We start from the raw sequence: 17852 nt of genomic DNA, 5'->3' as shown, positions 1-17852 counted from the left end.
GTGATGCGACAACGCGGCGTGGGGGTACCCCCGGCCGAAGGCTGGGGGAGCCGTGCCGGGCGTCGCGAGCCGGTGAACCTCTCCGGTCACGGCACTAGCTGTACTGCCCAGCCCCGGCGGGGCGCGGGCCGGCGTCGCGGCGACCGTTCCGACGTGATCCGGGCCGTCGTACGGCAGACCGGATGGCCGTACGACAGCCCGGCGCGGCACCTCACCGGGCGCCGAGACCGCGCGACCGGGCCGGCGCCTCGCCGGACGGGGCCGTTCGAAAGGGGCGGCGCCGCGGACGGCCGGGGCAGCTCCACCAGGCCGGCACCGCGGAACGGCGAAGGCGCCCACCCTGCCGGAGCCGGAGCCGGAGCGCACGCCGACGGCCGGACCCGGCACCTCGTACGCTTGCTCCCGATGAGACGCAAGCCCCGGATTCCGCCCTCTCCCCTGCCTCAGCGCGAGGGGATCGACCCGGTGCGGCTGCGGCTGCCTCCGGAGGGGGACTGGGCCACCGTGCGTGAGCACCTCGCGGAGCGGCTCTCCGGAGCGGGTGCCGGGGTCGTCGACCACATGTTCTCGGCGGGCCTCGTCGTCGGGGCGGACGGCCGGGCGGTCGCCGCCGACGCGGTGTTCGAGCCAGGGATGTTCGTGTGGTTCCACCGGGAGCTGCCCGCCGAGGTGCCGGTGCCGTTCCCGCTGGAGGTCGTGCACCGCGACGAGCACATCGTGGTCGTCGACAAGCCGCACTTCCTGGCCACCATCCCCCGGGGCAGCCACGTCACCGAGACCGCGCTCGCACGGCTGCGCCGGGAGCTGGACCTGCCCGCGCTGGGCGCCGCCCACCGCCTCGACCGGCTGACCGCCGGACTGCTGCTGTTCACCGTGCGGCCCGAGGAACGCGGCGCCTACCAGTCGCTGTTCGGCGAGCGCGGGGTGCGCAAGGTGTACGAGGCCGTCGCCCCCTTCGACGCCTCGCTCGCCCTACCCCGGACCGTACGCAGCCGGATCCTCAAGGAGCGCGGAGTGCTGGCGGCCCGCGAGATCGACGGGGAGCCGAACGCGGTCACCCGGGTCGAACTGGCGGAGCACCGGCCGCTGCCGGACGGGCTGGGTCTCCTGGGCCGCTACCGCCTGCTGCCCGCCACGGGACAGACGCACCAGTTGCGCGTCCACATGAACACGCTCGGCGTGCCGATCCTCGGCGATCCGCTGTACCCGGTGGTGACCGGCCCCGTGCCGGCCGGTGACTTCCGGCGTCCGCTGCAACTGCTGGCGCGGGAGCTGGAGTTCACCGATCCGGTCACGGGCGTGGAGCACCGGTTCCGCAGCGGGCGGGAGCTCGGGGCCTGGGCCTCGTACGACCGCTGGTCGGCCGGTCAGTAGCCGCGCCACCACACCAGGAACCGCCGCCAGGCCCCCATCGGCCGGGCCGGGCCGGCCTCGGCCGCGGACTGCGCCGGAACCGCCACCGGCACCGGGTCCGGCAGCGGCACCGGGTCCGGCAGTGGCACCGGCAGCGGTGGCGCGACCTGGACGGGCCGGGGCTGCGGGGTCCCGATCTGCCACGGGGCCCGCTGGGGCGGGACCGGGGCGTGGCCGGGCTTCTGCATGACGTCCTGCGGCGGCTTCGCCTCGAAGCGGACCGGCATCTCCACCAGGTGGCGTGAGGCGAGCGACTCCGTCCAGGACAACTCGTCCTCGTCGATGTCGAGTTCGACGTCCGGCAGCCGCATCAGCAGGGCGTCGACGCCGGTGTCGGCGATGGCACGCCCGATGTCCTGGCCGGGGCACTCGTGCGGGCCGCCACCGAAGGCGAGGTGCGAGCGGTTGCCCTGCATGTGGGCGCCCAGGTCGGGACGCACCCGGGGGTCGACGTTGCCGGGCGCGATGCCGAACAGCAGTCCGTCGCCCTTGCGGATGCGCCGGCCGCCGAGTTCGGTGTCCTGCTTGGCGAAGTAGGCGAAGACCGTGCTGAACGGCGGTTCGTCCCACAGGGACTGCTCGACCGCCTCGGGCACCGTCATCTGCCCGCCGTTGAGCTGCGCGCGGAAACGCGGGTCGGTGAGGACCATGCGCAGCACGTTGGCGATGAGGTTGGCGGTGGCCTCGTAGGCCGCCATGAGGACGACCCACAGGTGCTTGGTGACCTCGTCGTCGGTGAGGCCCGCCGGGTGGTTGACGAGGTGGCTGGCGAAGTCCTCCTCGGGCTGGGCGCGGCGGCGGACGGTGAGCCGCTGGAGGGCGCTCATGACGTAGGCGTGGCTGGCGATGGCGGTCTCGGTGCCCCGGAGCATGTCGCGGGCGGCCTGCACCATGCGGTCGTTGTACTCCTCGGGCATGCCGAGGATCTCGCACAGCACGGCCATCGGCAGGTGCTCGGCGAACTGGCTGACCAGGTCGGCCGTGCCCTCCTCGCAGAACTCGTTGACCAGCCGCTGGGTGTAGCGGTTGATGTGCCGGCGGGTGGTGCGGTGGTCGATCGTCGAGATGGCGCCGGTGACCGCGCCGCGCAGCCGCAGGTGCTCGTCGCCCTCGGAGTGGGAGCAGATGGGCTCCCAGGCGATGTGCGGCATGAGCGGGTGGTCGGGCTTGACCATGCCCTCCAGGAGGGGCGTCCAGATGCGGCTGTCCCGGCAGAACTGCGAGGGCGTGCGCACCATGTGCAGGTTCTCGGCATGACCGAGGACCACCCACATCGGCACGTCGTCGTGCAGCAGCACGGGCGCCACCGGGCCGTGTTCCTCGCGCAGTTGGTCGTACAGGGAGCTCAGGTCCTCCGCGTCCGGGCCGTACAGCCGGCGCAGCCCCCCGGGGCCGCGGCCGTGGGCGGGGCAGCCGGGCGGCGGACCGGTCGTGGGGTCCTGCGTGCCGGTGAGGGAGTGGGAATCAGGCGTCACAGTGATCGCTCCGAAGTGGATCCGGGTCGGTGAAGTCGGTGGGTAGGGACACGGCCGGGTCGGTCCGGCGGGGTGCGACCGGCCGCGTCCTCAGGTGAGGGAGCCCGTCATCGCGAGGGAGTGCAGGAAGCGCATCAGGGTCATCAGGACGTCCCGGCTGGAGGCACGGCGGCGGGCGTCGCACTCGATGATGGGGATGTCCGGGCTCAGGTCGAGCGCCGCGCGCAGGTCCTCGACGGAGTGCCGGGGCCCGTCCGGGAAGGTGTTGACGGCGACCACGAACGGCACACCGCGCTCCTCCAGCCGGTCCATGACCTCGAAGCTGACCTCGAGCCGGCGGGTGTCGATCAGCACGACCGCGCCGAGCGCGCCCTCGAACAGGCCGTTCCACAGGAACCAGAAGCGTTCCTGGCCGGGGGTGCCGAACAGGTACAGCACGAGCTGGTCGGTGATGCTGATCCGGCCGAAGTCCATCGCCACGGTGGTGGCCGTCTTGGAGTCGGAGCCGTAGTTGTCGTCGACCCCGACGCCGGCCTGCGTCATGGTCTCCTCGGTGGTCAGCGGCCTGATCTCACTGACCGAGCCGACCATGGTCGTCTTGCCGACCCCGAAGCCGCCCACGATCACGATCTTCACCGCGGCCTGGGCCGTGTGCGGGAGATGGTCCTCCGTCCGTGGACCCGTGATGGTGTCAGAGCTTTTGAAGTCCATGCATCACCGCTTCGAGGAGGGAACGGTCGGGGAGCGCCTGGCGGACGATCGGGGCGCGCGCCTGGACCAGTTCGGCCGTCAGCAGCTCGGTGAGCAGGACGGTCACCACGCTGTACGGCAGGTTGAGATAGGCCGAGATCTCGGCCACGGACAGGGGGGTCGCGCACAGCCGGACGAGTGCCGCCTGCTCGGGCTGCGCGGAGGGCGGGGGGTCGGCGCGCGCCACGATCAGCGTGACCAGGTCCAGTTCCGCGCGCTGCGCCTGGTCTCCCGCGCCGGTGAGCACGTAGAGCCGCTGGGGGTTCTTGCCGACCTGCTTGGGCGGCGGTTCCGTACGGGGGTGTCGCCGCCGGCGTTGCGGAGGAGTCATACGGTCTGGCCGTTGCGCCGGGGCGGGCTGGTGAGGTGGGCTCCGATCCGGACGACGAGGTCGCGCATGCGGTTGCTCATCAGGCCGGGTTCGGCCACCACGTCGGACAGGACCGCGAGGTAGGCGTTGGGGCCGGCGGCCATCAGGTAGAAGTAGCCCCCGTTGACCTCGATGATGACCATGCGCATCCGGCCGTCGCTGTCCGGGATCTCCTGGGCCACGGCGCCCGCCAGGCTCTGCAGGCCCGCGCAGGCCGCGGCGACGCGGTCGGCCGCGTCTGGTTCGCCGCCGTGGCGGGCGATGCGCAGGCCGTCGGCGGAGAGCACCACGATCATCTCGATGCCGGGGACGCCGTCGGCGAGATCCTTCAGCATCCAGTCGAAGTTCGCTCGTTGCTGGATCACTTGAGGTCCCTCTCGTCGTCGGCCTCGATGCGGGCCGGCTCGTGTGTCGGCTGGGTGGATGCGGTCGGGTCCGGGTCGCCCTTGAGTCCGTCCATGAACGCCTCGACCCACAGGCCCGGTTCGGGGTCCTTCGGCGCCGGTTCGGGGGCGGGTGTCGACCAGATGGTCGGCCGGCCCTCGCGTTCGGCGCGCTCGATGGCCGCCTGCTCGGCGAGCCGCTGGGCGAGCGGGGTCTTGACCCGGCTGCGGCGCTGCGGCAGACCGCCCGCCGTCCACTCGGTGACCTCGGGAACGTCGTCCTCCATGGAGAGCGGCGCGGTGATGCGGGGGCTGGTGGGGCGGCGCTTCTTCGGCGTGCGCTTGGGTCCTTCGAGCGCGCCGAGGTCGATCTTGGGGGCGGCGGTGGCGCCGATGCCGTGGGCGAGGCCGGGGGCGTGGTCGGCGGTCATCATGTCGCTGGGCACCACGAGGACGGCGCGCACGCCGCCGTAGGCCGAAGCGCGCAGCGAGACCTGCATCTTGTACGTCTGGCAGAGCCGGCCGACGACGGCCAGGCCCAGTCGGGGCGACTCGCCGAGGTCCTCGACGCCGCCGGTTCTGGCGCGTTCCAGCATGCCCTCGACCTGGGCGCGGGCCTCCTCGCTGAGGCTGACGCCGGCGTCCTCGATCTCGATGGCGACACCGGTCTGCACCTCGTGCGCGGTGACGTGCACCTTGGTCTGGGGCGGCGAGTAGCGGGTGGCGTTGTCGAGGAGTTCGGCCGCGGCGTGGATGAGGGGTTCGACGGCGGTGCCGCGGATGTTGACCTTGGCGATGGAGTGCAGCTCGATGCGGCGGTACTCCAGGATCCGGGACATCGCGCCGCGCATCACGCTGAACAGCGGCACGGGTTCGGGCCACTGGCGGCCGGGGCGGCCACCGCCGAGGACGGAGATGGAGTCGGCGAGGCGGCCGATGAGCGCGGTGCCGTGGTCGATGCGCAGCAGGTCGTCGAAGACCTCGGGGTTGCGGCCGTGGTCCTCCTCCATCTCCCGCAGTTCGTTGGCCTGCTGGTGGACGATGGCCTGGACCCGGCGGGCGATGTTGACGAAGGAACGCTGCGCGGCGTCGCGCATCGACTCCTCGCGGTCGACGATGTCGAGCACGGTCTTCAGCAACGACACCTGGGCCCGGGGAAGTTCGCGGTAGGACGGGTCGATGTCACCGAGGTGGCGAATCACCTCTCCGGGGGAATTCCCACCGCGCATCCGGTTCAGCGCGGCGGGCGCGACCTCCTTGGCGAAGCGGAGCATCTCCTGGTCGTGGGCGGCGATCCGCTGCTCCAGGTACGCGGTGCGACGGGTCTGCTCGGCGCTCAGGTCGCGCAGGGAGCGCCCGCGCCGGACCGCCGACGCGGCGGTGGCGAGCACCAGCAGGGTGGCGACGGCGCCGCACCAGCCGACGGCCGTCCGGGCCGGCTCCGCCACCAGGGCGACGGCGGCTCCTGTGGCCGCCGCCATCGCTATGGCGGGCAGCAACAGCACACGTGCGTACGGGAGTTCACGGCGGTCTGGAGTGGGTCGAACACTCACCATGTGGGCCCTCTGAAACAAGTCGGCTGGGAGTCTGGGGGTGTGTGGTGGGGGGTATGTCCGGGGTAAGTCGGGATTTTCGGTATGTTGGGGAACAAGCGCACGAATACACCGCAACTCGGTGCGCTGCGGGCGAGCTTAGTCCGACCGGATCAAGGCCGTGACATATTCGGCAAGCGCCTGAATCGCCCCGCGCGACAGGAGTACCCTCTGCCCCATTTACACGCTCAGCCTCCGTTCGTACACGGAGTGTCACGGCGTACGGGCATACGGAAGCCGCTCACCGCGACGGGTGACAGGGGGCCCGACGGGGGTCCGGGCGGGACCCGGCGGAGGTTCCGGTCAGACGCCGGCGATCCGCAGCGCCGCGTCCGCGGCGGCCTCGGCGAACACCGACACGGACCGGTCGGGATCGGAGCGGTGGACCAGGATGACCCCCTCGATCAGCCCGAACACGAGGTCCGTACGCAGATCGAGGTCGCTCTTGGCGAGCGCGCCCCCCGCGGTCGTGGCCGCGAGCAACTGCCGGTAGGCGTCCTTGAGTTCGGCGCGCACGGCGTGGAAGCCGGCGAACTTCTCGGCCCGCACCTCGGGCAGCAGGTAGAGGCCGCCGAGGTTGTGCGGTCCGCCGCACAGCAGCTCGACGTCCGTACGGCACAGCTTCCACAGCCGGTTTCCGGCCGGGGCCGTGTCGTCCGCGAGGAGTGCGCGGGCGTAGGCGAGGGAGGGCGTCACCGTCGACTCCAGGAGCGCGGCGAGCAGTTCCTCCTTGCCGGAGACGTAGTGGTACATGGACGCCTGCCGCATGCCCGCGCGTTCGGCGACGGTCCGGGTGGTGGTGGCCGCGTAGCCGCGGGTGGTGAACAACTCGGCGGCGGCCGCGAGCAGTTCCTCACGCGGCCGCAGACCGCTGTCCGGCCGCTGCGCGGCCCGCGGCCGGCCGACCCTACGGCCCGGTCCTTCCCCTGTCGTCCCCATGCGTTCGATCCTCGCACACGGCGTCGCGGGTGATCTCCGAGCGCCGGCGCCACCGTCCCGGACGGTGCCGGGCCGATTCCCCGTGAGCGCTCGGTAACCCGGCGGCAACGCGAGAGCAACGCCCGCGACCCGGCCCCCGCCTAATTTCTGTCGGGCGACAGAAATACAACGGAGCCGTCCGCCGGGACGGTCCGCACCGGAGCCGGAGGTCCCGCGATGGCGACAGCGACCACTTACGGAGCCCGCGCCCATGCGCGCGCCCAGCAGAGCACGCGCACCGAGGCCATGCCCGTCGTACCGGCCGCGAACTGGCCGGCGCCCCCCTGCGAGGCGGGCCACCTGGTGTGGGCCGAGACGGTCGCGGGCGGCAACTACACGCACCGGGTGCTGGCCCGCGGCACCGAGCTGCGCCTGACCGACCTGCGCGGCGACGCCTGCGCCCACCTGCTGCTGTACGCCGCCGACCGCCCCTGGGAACGGCTGAACGTGGCCGACACCGTCAAGGTCCAGTGGAACGCCTACCTCGGCGAGGACCGGCTGCTCCTGTCCGACCAGGGCCGCGTCCTCGCCTCGGTGGTCGCCGACAGCTCCGGCCGGCACGACGCCCTGTGCGGCACCTCCACCCTCGTGCGCAACACCGCGCGCTACGGCGACGGCAGCCCGCAGTCCCCCTCCCCCGCCGGCCGGGAGCTGTTCAAGCTGGCGGCGGCGAAGAACGGCCTGGAGCCCCGCGACCTGCCGCCGTCGCTCTCCTTCTTCCAGGGCGTCGAGGTCCGCGACGACGGCACCCTCGACTTCACCGGCTCCGCCGGCCCCGCCGGCAGCGTGACACTCCGTGCCGAGCAGGACGTGACCGTGCTGCTCGCCAACGTGCCGCACCCCGCCGACCCCCGCACGGACTACGTCAGTACCCCGCTGGAGGTGCTCGCCTGGCGCGCCGAGGCCACCCGGCCGGGCGACCCGCTGTGGGAGGCCACCCCGGAGGGCCGCCGCGCCTTCCTCAACACCGCCGAACTTCTCGCCGCGAGGGGGCTCGCATGAGCACGTCCGTCGTTCCCGCCCGGGCCGCCTGGTCGTCCGTCGTCCGCGCCGGCCAGACGCTCACCGTCACCGACCTGCACGGCAACCAGGCCGTCGACTTCCTCGTCTACGACGCCCACGACACCTCGGTCCGCTACAGCGCGCCCGACACGATCCACGCGCAGGGCGGCATCTTCCTCACCACCGGCAGCGTGCTGATGTCCAACGAGCACACCCCCCTGATGACCGTGACCACCGACCAGGTGGGCCGGCACGACACCGTCGGTGGCGCCTGCTCCAAGGAGTCCAACACCCTGCGCTACGGCCACCACACCTGGTCGCAGCACGCCTGCGTCGACAACTTCCTCGCGGAGGGCGCGAAGTACGGACTGGGCAAGCGCGACCTCGTCTCCAACATCAACTGGTACATGAACGTGCCGGTCGAGAAGGACGGCACCCTCGGCATCGTCGACGGTCTCTCCGCCCCGGGCCTCAAGCTGACCCTGCGCGCCGAGCGGGACGTGCTCGTCCTGGTCTCCAACTGCCCCCAGATCAACAACCCGTGCAACGGCTTCGAGCCGACGGCGGTGGAGATGACCGTCACCGCGGCCGACACCGAGGCGGGCACCGCATGACCTTCGACACGCTGCTGGTCGCCAACCGGGGCGAGATCGCGGTCCGCGTCATCCGCACGGCCCGCGAACTGGGCCTGCGCACGGTCGCCGTGTACTCCGACCCCGACCGCTCCGCGCCGCACGTCCGGCTCGCCGACGAGGCGGTGCGGCTCGGTCCGGCGCCCGCGAAGGAGTCGTACCTCGACGCGGACCTGGTCCTGAAGGCGGCAAAGGACACAGGCGCCGGGGCGATCCACCCCGGCTACGGCTTCCTGTCCGAGGACGCGGTCTTCGCGCGCCGCTGCGAGGACGCGGGCATCGTGTTCGTCGGCCCGACGCCCGGGCAGCTGGAGCTGTTCGGCGCCAAGCACACCGCGCGGGCGGCGGCCGAGGCGGCCGGAGTGCCGCTGGCACCGGGCACCGGACTGCTGGCGTCCCTGGACGAGGCCCTGGAACGGGCGGGCGCGATCGGCTACCCGGTCATGCTCAAGGCGACCGGCGGTGGCGGCGGCATCGGCATGTCGGCCTGCCACTCCGCCGGCGAACTGGCTGACGCCTGGGAGCGGGTGCAGCGCGTCGCCGCCGCCTCCTTCTCCCTGGCCGGCGTGTTCCTTGAACGCCTCGTCGAACACGCCCGCCACGTCGAGGTGCAGGTCTTCGGCGACGGCGAGGGCCGGGTCGTCACCTTCGGCGACCGCGACTGCTCCCTGCAGCGCCGCAACCAGAAGGTGCTGGAGGAGGCACCGGCGCCCGGCCTGCCCGCGCACGTCCGCGGTCAACTCGCCGACGCCGCCCGCGACCTGTGCGCCTCGGTCGGCTACCGCTCCGCCGGCACCGTCGAGTTCGTGTACGACGCGGCCCGCGAGGAGGCGTACTTCCTGGAGGTCAACACCCGCCTCCAGGTCGAGCACCCGGTCACCGAGGAGGTCTACGGCGTCGACCTGGTCGCCTGGATGCTGCGCCTTGCCCGCGGCGAGACCGACGTCGTCCGCGAGCCCGGCCGGCCCCGCGGCCACGCCGTCGAGGCCCGCCTGTACGCCGAGGACCCCTCACGCGAACACCGGCCGAGCGCGGGCCTGTTGACCCGGGTGGAGTTCCCGCCGGGCGTCCGCGTGGACGGCTGGGTGGAGACCGGCACCGAGGTGACGACGTCGTACGACCCGATGCTCGCGAAGATCGTCGCGTACGGCTCCGACCGGGCGCACGCCCTCCGGCGGCTGGACGAGGCGCTGGCCCGCACGCGCGTCGACGGCATCGAGACGAACCTGGGGCTGGTGCGGGCCGCGCTCACGCACCGGGACTTCCGCGCCGCCACCCACTCCACCGCGACCCTCGCGAGCGTCACCGACCCGACGCCCCGCGTCGAGGTCGTCTCCGGCGGAACCCTCACCACCGTGCAGGACTGGCCGGGCCGCACCGGTTACTGGCAGGTCGGCGTGCCGCCCTGCGGCCCGATGGACGACCTGTCCTTCCGGCTCGGCAACCGGGCGCTGGGCAACCACGAGGGCGCGCCGGGACTCGAATGCACCCTCAAGGGGCCCGCCCTCCGGTTCACCCACCCCACGACCGTGTGCGTCACGGGCGCCCCCGCCCCGGTGACCGTGGACGGCGCACCGGCCGCCCAGTGGGAGCCGCTGACGGTGCCCGCAGGCGCCGTACTGGAGATCGGCGCGCCCGCGGAACACGGCCTGCGCACCTACCTCCTGGTCGCCGGCGGCCTCGACATACCGGCGTACCTCGGCAGCGCGAGCACCTTCACCCTGGGCCGCTTCGGCGGTCACGGGGGGCGGGCGCTGCGCACCGGCGACGTCCTGCACGGCGGAACGGTCACCGAGGGCACACCGGTCCCGGCCGCCGACCGCCCCGGCTTCGGGGCCGTCTGGCAGGTCGCCGCCGCCGAAGGCCCGCACGCGGCACCGGAGTTCTTCACCGAGGACGACATCGAGGACTTCTACGCCGCCGACTGGAAGGTCCACTTCAACTCGGCGCGCACCGGCGTCCGCCTGGTCGGCCCCAAGCCGCGCTGGGCACGCTCGGACGGCGGCGAGGCGGGGCTGCACCCGTCCAACATCCACGACACCCCGTACTCCGTCGGCGCGGTCGACTACACCGGTGACATGCCGGTCCTGCTGGGCCCCGACGGTCCCTCCCTCGGCGGGTTCGTCTGCCCCGCGACGGTGCTCAGCGGCGAGCGCTGGAAGCTCGGCCAGCTGCGCCCCGGTGACACGGTCCGCTTCGCGCCGGTGGACGTGACGGGGGCGCCGCGCCCGGCCATCGTGGACGGCGGGATCCTCGCCCGGGACGGCGACGTCACCTACCGGCGCAGCGGGGACGACAACCTGCTCGTCGAGTTCGGCCCCATGCAGCTGGACCTGGCCCTGCGGATGCGCGTCCACGCCCTGATGGAGGCCGTCACCGAGGCCTGCCTCGACGGGGTCGCCGACCTGACCCCCGGTATCCGCTCCCTCCAGGTGCGGACCGACCCGCGCCGGCTGCCGCAGCACGAACTCCTCAGCGCCATACGGGAGATCGTCTCCGGCCTGCCGCCGACCGACGAGCTGGTCGTGCCCTCCCGCACGGTCCACCTCCCGCTCTCCTGGGACGACCCGGCCACCCGCGAGGCCATCGCCCGCTACATGGCGGGCGTCCGCGACGACGCGCCCTGGTGCCCCTGGAACATCGAGTTCATCCGGCGCGTCAACGGCCTCGACACGGTCGCGGACGTGTACGACACGGTCTTCGACGCCGAGTACCTGGTCCTCGGCCTCGGCGACGTCTACCTCGGCGCCCCGGTCGCGACCCCCCTGGACCCGCGGCACCGCTTGGTCACCACCAAGTACAACCCGGCGCGCACCTGGACCGCCGAGAACTCCGTCGGCATCGGCGGCGCCTACCTCTGCGTCTACGGCATGGAGGGCCCCGGCGGCTACCAGTTCGTCGGCCGTACGACCCAGGTCTGGTCGGGCTGGCAGCAGCGCGGCGCGTTCGAACCCGGCTCCCCCTGGCTGCTGCGGTTCTTCGACCGGATCAGGTGGTACCCGGTCGAGGCGGACGAACTCCTCGAACTGCGCGCCGACATCACCTCCGGCCGGTTCGTGCCCCGCATCGAGGAGGGCACCTTCTCGCTCGCCGGACACGAGGCGTTCCTCACCGAGAACGCCACGTCCATCGCGGAGTTCCGGTCGCGGCAGCGGACGGCCTTCGCGGCGGAACGCGACGCGTGGGAGGCGGCGGGCGAGTTCGCGCGCGCCGACGCGGCGGCGGCGCCGCCCCCTCCCCCGGCCGAGGTCACCGTGCCCGTGGGCGGCCGGCTCGTCGAGGCCGAGTTCGCCGCCTCGGTCTGGCAGCTGAACGTCGCACCCGGCGACACGGTGACGGCCGGACAACCGCTGCTTGCCCTGGAGGCGATGAAGATGGAGTCCAGGGTGCACGCGCCGGTCGCCGGCGTGGTCGCGGACATCCTGGCGAAACCGGGAGACCAGGTGGAGGCCGGCACGGCACTCCTCGTGCTCGCCCCGGCCCCGAACTGAAAGCCGAGGAACAGCACATGTCGAGCACCCTCTCCCGCGTCGACGCCGCCTACGCCCGCATCGACGCCGTCGACCGCCCCGAGATCTGGATCGGCCTGCGCCCACGGGCCGAGGTCGAGGCCGAGGCCCGCGCCCTCGACGCGCGGGTGTCCGCCGGCGAGCGGCTCCCGCTCGCCGGACGCCTGCTCGCCGTCAAGGGCAACATCGACGTGTCCGGCCTGCCCACCACCGCGGGCTGCCCGTCGTACGCCTACGAACCCGAGGCCGACGCCCCGGCGGTCGCCCGGCTCCGCGCGGCCGGCGCGCTCGTGCTGGGCACCACCAACCTCGACCAGTTCGCGACGGGCCTCGTCGGCACCCGCTCACCCCACGGCGCGGTACGCGGCGCCTTCGACCCGGCGAGGATCAGCGGCGGCTCCAGCTCCGGCTCCGCCGTCGCGGTGGCCCTGGGGCTCGTGGATCTCGCGCTGGGCACCGACACCGCGGGCTCGGGCCGGGTCCCGGCCGCCTTCAACGGCGTCGTCGGCCTCAAACCGACCCGCGGCCTCGTCCCGACAACCGGGGTCGTGCCCGCCTGCGCCTCCCTCGACTGCGTCACGGTGTTCGCCCGCACCCTCCCGGAGGCCGAGCAGGCACTGTCGTACATGGCGTCGCCCGCGGCCCGCGACCTGCCCCCGCTCCCGCAGCGCGCCCCCGGCCCGTGGCGTGTCGCGGTCCCGGCCCTGGGGCAGCTCGGCGAACTCGACGAGGGCTGGGCGGAGGCCTACGAGGCCGCCGTCGCCCGCCTCGGCGCGGCCGGCGCCGACCTCCGCACCCTCGACCTGGCCCCCTTCACCGAGGCCGCCGCGATGCTGTACGAGGGCGCGTTCGTCGCCGAGCGCTACACAGCGGTGGGGAGCTTTGTCGACAAGGCGATCGCCGAGGGCGACAGGTCGCTCGACCCCACGGTCGCCGGCATCATCACCCGCGCCCGTGACATCCCGGCCCACCGGCTCTTCGCCGACCACGACCGCCTGGCCACACTGCGCACCCGGGCCATGGCCGAACTGGGCGACGCGGACGCCGTGTTGCTGCCCACCGCACCGGGCCATCCCACCCTCGCCGAGGTCGCCGCCGACCCGCTGGGCAGCAACGCCCGGCTGGGCCGCTTCACCAACTCCACGAACCTCTTCGACCTGGCGGCCGTCGCCGTCCCGGCGGGCGAGGTGAACGGGCTGCCCTTCGGCGTCATGCTGGTCGGCCCAGCGTTCACCGACGAACGGCTGGCCCGCGTCGCGGCCCTCCTGCGGCCGGTGACCCGTCTGGCCGTGGTCGGCGCCCACCTCACGGGCCAGCCCCTGAACCCCCAACTGCTGTCCCTGGGCGCCCGACTCGTCCGGACGACCACGACGGCCCCCGTCTACCGCCTGTACGCCCTGCGCACGGACCCGCCGAAGCCCGGCCTGGCCCACGTCGGCGAGGGCGGCGCCCCGATCGAGACGGAGATCTGGCAGCTCCCCCCGGAGGGCCTGGGCCACCTCCTGACCACCCTCCCCCGCCCGATGACCCTGGGCAGGATCCACCTCGCCGACGGCACCCACACCCCCGGCTTCCTCTGCGAACCCTCAGCCCTGCCCACCGCCGAAGACATCACCCACCACAAAACCTGGCGCGCCTACCTGACCCGGTAACCAGCCCACGCAAGGGGCGCGGGGAACAGCGCACCCAAGCCCCGCCGGCACTCGCCACCAGGGGCGCGGGGAACAGCGCACCAAGCCCGAACGCACCCGCACTCAACACCCGGCCGACACCCGCCACCAAGGGACGCGGGGAACTGCGCAAAACCCACAACACACCCGCACCGAAAACCCGGCCCGCCACCCCCACCACCAGGGGCGCGGGGAACAGCGCACCAGGCCCCAACGCACCCGCACCCAACACCCGGCCGACACCCGCCGACAGGGGCGCGGGGAACTGCGCAAAACCCACAACACACCCGCACCGAAAACCCGGCCCGCCACCCCCACCACCAGGGGCGCGGGGAACGGCGCACCAAGCCTCAACGCACCCGCACCCGACACACACCCCCGCCCGTCACCCCACGGACGAGTACGCCACAACCCCCCGCAACAACTCGTCAACCGCCTTACGCGCAACCTTCCCCACCCCAGAGCCCTCCGCAGGAGAAGCCGCCGAGATCTGCCCCAGCACGTCGATCACCTGCTTGCACCACCGCACGAAGTCCCCCGCCGGCATCTCGACCTCCCGCAGCACCTCGTCGAGGCCCTTCCCGGACGCCCACATGTACGCGGCCCAGGCGAAGCCGAGATCCGGCTCGCGCTGGCCGACGCCCTCGGTCTGGTTGATCCGGAAGTCCTCCTCCAGGGCATCGAGACGCCCCCAGATCCGGACCATCTCGCCGAGCGCGGCCTTCGCCTTGCCCGCGGGCACCTTCGGCGGCGTCGCGTCGTCGCTGACCCTCGCCTCGAACACCAGCGCCGAGACGCACGCGGCGAGTTCCGCCGGGGCGAGCCCCTCCCAGACACCGGCGCGCAGGCACTCGCTGGCCAGCAGGTCGAGTTCGCCGTAGAGCCGGGCGAGCCGCTTGCCGTGCTCGGTGACCTCGTCGCCGCGCAGGTAGTCGAGTTCGGTCAGCAGCGCGACGATCCGGTCGAAGGTGCGGGCGATCGTGTTCGTACGCCCCTCGATGCGCCGCTCCAGCTGCGAGGTGTCCCGCAGCAGCCGGTGGTACCGCTCCGCCCACCGCGCGTGGTCCTCGCGGTCGCTGCACCCGTGGCACGGATGCGCCCGGATCGCCGTGCGCAGCCGGGCGATCTCGCGGTCGTCGGCGGCCTGGGACCGCTTCTTGCGGGCCCGCTCCGGCGGGATGTGCCCGGCCTTGGTGCGCAGCGCGGAGGCGAGGTCCCGACGCGACTGCGGGGACCGCGCGTTGAAGGACTTCGGGATCCGCATCCGGTCGAGTGCCTCGACGGGCACCGGGAAGTCCATCGAGGCCAGCCGCTTGACCTGCCGCTCGGCGGTCAGCACCAGCGGGCGCGGACCGTCGTGCTGTTCGAAGCCGCGGTGGCCGTTGGAGCGCCCGGCGGGCAGCCCCGGGTCCAGCACGAGGGCGAGGCCCGCGAACTTGCCGGTGGGCACGTGGATGATGTCACCGGGCTTGAGCTTCTCCAGCGCGACGGCCGCCTCGGCCCGCCGTTCGACGGCACCCTGCCGGGCCAACTCGGTCTCGCGGTCGCTGAGTTCGCGGCGCAGCCGTGCGTACTCATCGAAGTCGCCGAGGTGGCAGGTCATGGACTCCTTGTAGCCCTCCAGCCCTTCCTCGTTGCGCTGCACCTGACGCGAGATCCCGACCACTGACTTGTCGGCCTGGAACTGCGCGAACGACGTCTCGAGCAGTTCGCGCGAACGGTGCCGCCCGAACTGCTCGACCAGGTTGACCGCCATGTTGTACGACGGCTTGAAGCTGGAGCGCAGCGGATAGGTGCGGGTGCCGGCCAGGCCGGCGAGGTGCTCGGGGCTGCTGCCGCGCTGCCACAGCACGACCGCGTGTCCCTCGACGTCGATGCCGCGCCGGCCGGCCCGACCGGTGAGCTGCGTGTACTCGCCGGGCGTGATGTCGGCGTGCTGCTCGCCGTTCCACTTGACGAGCTTCTCCAGCACCACCGAGCGCGCGGGCATGTTGATGCCGAGGGCGAGGGTCTCGGTCGCGAACACGGCCTTCACCAGGCCGCGTACGAAGAGTTCCTCCACGACCTCCTTGAACGTGGGCAGCATGCCCGCGTGGTGGGCGGCGATGCCGCGCTCCAGGCCCTCCAGCCACTCGTAGTAGCCGAGGACGTGGAGATCCTCCGTCGGGATGGAGGCCGTGCGCTCCTCGACGAGGGCCCGCACCTGTTCCCGCGCCTCCTCGTCGTTGAGCCGGAGCCCGGCGAACAGGCACTGCTGTACGGCGGCCTCGCAGGCGGCGCGGCTGAAGATGAACGTGATGGCGGGGAGCAGGTCCTCGTTGTCGAGGCGTTCGATGACCTCGGGCCTGCTGGGCGTCCACACCCGGGAACGCTGTCTGCGCTCGCGTTCGCGGTCGGCCTCGCGCATGGCACGGCCCCGCCTGCGGTCCTGGTAGGAGGGGCGGCTGGCCTCCATCCGGGCCAGTCGGGTGAGGTCGGGGTTGACGGCCTTCCTGTGGCCCTCGCCCTCCTCGAACAGGTCGTACATCCGCCGCCCGGCGAGCACGTGCTGGAAGAGCGGTACGGGCCGGTGCTCGGAGACGATCACCTGGGTGTCACCGCGGACGGTGTCCAGCCAGTCGCCGAACTCCTCGGCGTTGGACACGGTCGCCGACAGCGAGACCAGGGTGACGGACTCGGGCAGGTGGATGATCACCTCTTCCCACACGGCGCCGCGGAAGCGGTCGGAGAGGTAGTGCACCTCGTCCATCACCACGTAGCCCAGGCCGAGGAGGGTCTGCGAGCCGGCGTACAGCATGTTGCGCAGCACCTCGGTGGTCATCACGACCACCGGTGCGTCGGAGTTGACGCTGTTGTCGCCGGTCAGCAGGCCGACCTTGTCGGCGCCGTAGCGGCGGGACAGGTCGGCGTACTTCTGGTTCGACAGTGCCTTGATGGGGGTGGTGTAGAAGCACTTCTTGCCCTGCTGGAGGGCGAGGTGGACGGCGAACTCGCCGACGATCGTCTTGCCCGAGCCGGTGGGCGCGGCCACCAGGACACCCTTGCCCGCTTCGAGTGCCTGGCAGGCCTCGATCTGGAAGGGGTCGAGGCCGAAGTCGTACATCTCGCGGAAGTCCGCGAGCGAGGTGGCCTGCTCGACAGCGCGCTTACGGGCTGCCGCGTACCGCTCGGCCGGTGAGAGATCCTCTGTCATCGTGCTTTCGAGCGTACCGGGCGCCACTGACAACAGGACGATCATTATCCGGATCCGGTTCCGTGAGCCTGGAGGTATCCGCAGCTCAGCCGGACGGCCACGCCCAGCGCCCTCGCCCCGCACCGGACCGTCGGCGCACCGGACGACCGCGCCGTCCGGCATCACCGGCACGAAATCGGCCACCGCCCAATAATGGATCTTGACCTCGATGCTGGCGCCCCGTGAGGATCATGTGACTCCGGGGAGCGGGCCGCATCCGTTCGGCTACTTCCCGTTCTTCCAATCCGGGAGATGCCAGTGAAGCGTTGGATCGCACGCACAGCCACCACCAGTGCCGCCATGGGACTCGCCACAGTCGGCCTCATATCCGTGCCCTTCTCCGCCTCCGCCGCGGCGGCCTCCGAGTGCACGGGTGAGCAGCACAAGACATACGACACCATCGGCGCCGACCTCGACGTGTACGTCAACTTGTGTGTGACGAGGACCTCGAGCAACGACTACCAGGCCACGGTCAAGTTCAGGTGGTCGGACGGTGGTGGCGGCCTCAGCACCGGCATGGACAAGCTCAAGGTCAACCTCCGCCTGGAGCGGCACGACGCCGACTACAGGACCGGCTCCGCCGACTACGCCGCGGCGACCAACGCCTACCAGTCGGGCAACCGCGGATTCTCGACCACCACTTACCACAGCACCACCACAGGTGGCTGGACGGCCGACGGCAACATCGAGTGGGACATCAACAACGACGGGACAGATGGCGGGACGACCCCCCTGGGCGGCTCCCCGAGCACCGATCAGCCTTACTCCACTCAGCCTCTGGGGTGTCGGATGGTGGCTGTTCCGTTGTCGCCATCGGCGCTCCTTCAGTTCGGGTCGAGAGGTCTG

The 17852-nt window shown here is 72.4% G+C and carries 13 protein-coding genes; 6 read left to right on the top strand and 7 right to left on the bottom strand.

The genetic code is table 11. The features are described 5' to 3' along the window. The first annotated feature begins 405 nt into the window (after window positions 1-405). A complete protein-coding gene (locus tag ABZT03_RS39005) occupies window positions 406-1374 on the top strand; it encodes a pseudouridine synthase (RefSeq protein ID WP_356048254.1) in 969 nt (322 codons plus the stop codon). Here ABZT03_RS39005 and ABZT03_RS39000 read toward each other — a convergent pair. The 6 genes from ABZT03_RS39000 to ABZT03_RS38975 all read right to left on the bottom strand — a co-directional run bounded on the left by ABZT03_RS39000 (window position 1368) and on the right by ABZT03_RS38975 (window position 6922). Next, on the bottom strand, window positions 1368-2888 hold the full coding sequence (locus ABZT03_RS39000; RefSeq protein WP_356048253.1) for a cytochrome P450: 1521 nt from the start codon (window positions 2886-2888) through the stop codon (window positions 1368-1370). The two genes, ABZT03_RS39005 and ABZT03_RS39000, sit on opposite strands and share 7 nt — an antisense overlap. Before the next feature lie 90 nt (window positions 2889-2978). Next, window positions 2979-3599 (bottom strand): ATP/GTP-binding protein, encoded by a 621-nt coding sequence (locus ABZT03_RS38995; RefSeq protein ID WP_356048251.1) that lies wholly within the window; start codon window positions 3597-3599, stop codon window positions 2979-2981. Then, on the bottom strand, window positions 3580-3969 hold the full coding sequence (locus tag ABZT03_RS38990; RefSeq protein WP_356048249.1) for a DUF742 domain-containing protein: 390 nt from the start codon (window positions 3967-3969) through the stop codon (window positions 3580-3582). Before ABZT03_RS38990 ends, ABZT03_RS38995 begins: the two co-directional genes overlap by 20 nt. Then, on the bottom strand, window positions 3966-4373 hold the full coding sequence (locus ABZT03_RS38985) for a roadblock/LC7 domain-containing protein (protein ID WP_356048248.1): 408 nt from the start codon (window positions 4371-4373) through the stop codon (window positions 3966-3968). The genes ABZT03_RS38990 and ABZT03_RS38985 overlap by 4 nt, the downstream gene beginning before the upstream one ends. Then, a complete protein-coding gene (locus ABZT03_RS38980) occupies window positions 4370-5947 on the bottom strand; it encodes an ATP-binding protein (protein WP_356048246.1) in 1578 nt (525 codons plus the stop codon). The genes ABZT03_RS38985 and ABZT03_RS38980 overlap by 4 nt, the downstream gene beginning before the upstream one ends. 339 nt (window positions 5948-6286) lie before the next feature. Next, window positions 6287-6922 (bottom strand): TetR/AcrR family transcriptional regulator, encoded by a 636-nt coding sequence (locus ABZT03_RS38975; RefSeq protein ID WP_356048244.1) that lies wholly within the window; start codon window positions 6920-6922, stop codon window positions 6287-6289. A 216-nt stretch (window positions 6923-7138) separates the two neighbouring features. On the opposite strand from ABZT03_RS38975, the gene ABZT03_RS38970 reads away from it, so the two are divergent. Genes ABZT03_RS38970 through atzF form a run of 4 tightly spaced genes read left to right on the top strand, consistent with a single transcriptional unit; the run spans window position 7139 to window position 13756 of the window. After that, window positions 7139-7963 (top strand): urea amidolyase associated protein UAAP1, encoded by an 825-nt coding sequence (locus ABZT03_RS38970; protein WP_356048242.1) that lies wholly within the window; start codon window positions 7139-7141, stop codon window positions 7961-7963. Next, complete coding sequence (locus ABZT03_RS38965; RefSeq protein WP_356048240.1) at window positions 7960-8577, top strand: urea amidolyase associated protein UAAP2; 618 nt, start codon at window positions 7960-7962, stop codon at window positions 8575-8577. The genes ABZT03_RS38970 and ABZT03_RS38965 overlap by 4 nt, the downstream gene beginning before the upstream one ends. Then, window positions 8574-12086 carry a 5-oxoprolinase/urea amidolyase family protein gene (locus ABZT03_RS38960; protein WP_356048238.1) on the top strand — a complete coding sequence of 1171 codons (3513 nt, stop codon included), beginning with the start codon at window positions 8574-8576 and terminating at the stop codon, window positions 12084-12086. The genes ABZT03_RS38965 and ABZT03_RS38960 overlap by 4 nt, the downstream gene beginning before the upstream one ends. Before the next feature lie 17 nt (window positions 12087-12103). Then, window positions 12104-13756 carry an allophanate hydrolase gene (gene atzF / locus ABZT03_RS38955; RefSeq protein WP_356048236.1) on the top strand — a complete coding sequence of 551 codons (1653 nt, stop codon included), beginning with the start codon at window positions 12104-12106 and terminating at the stop codon, window positions 13754-13756. 403 nt (window positions 13757-14159) lie between these two features. On the opposite strand, the gene ABZT03_RS38950 is transcribed toward atzF, so the two are convergent. Further along, window positions 14160-17012, bottom strand: a complete 2853-nt coding sequence (locus ABZT03_RS38950) for a DEAD/DEAH box helicase (RefSeq protein WP_356048234.1) — start codon at window positions 17010-17012, stop codon at window positions 14160-14162. 294 nt (window positions 17013-17306) lie between these two features. On the opposite strand from ABZT03_RS38950, the gene ABZT03_RS38945 reads away from it, so the two are divergent. Then, the coding region (locus tag ABZT03_RS38945) for a hypothetical protein (RefSeq protein ID WP_356048232.1) at window positions 17307-17852 on the top strand (546 nt) is incomplete at its 3' end.

The sequence above is a fragment of the Streptomyces sp. NPDC005574 genome (genome assembly GCF_040605435.1).
GTDB lineage: Bacteria > Actinomycetota > Actinomycetes > Streptomycetales > Streptomycetaceae > Streptomyces.
Note: the sequence above shows the minus strand (reverse complement) of the source record. Positions and strands in the feature narration are given on the sequence as shown.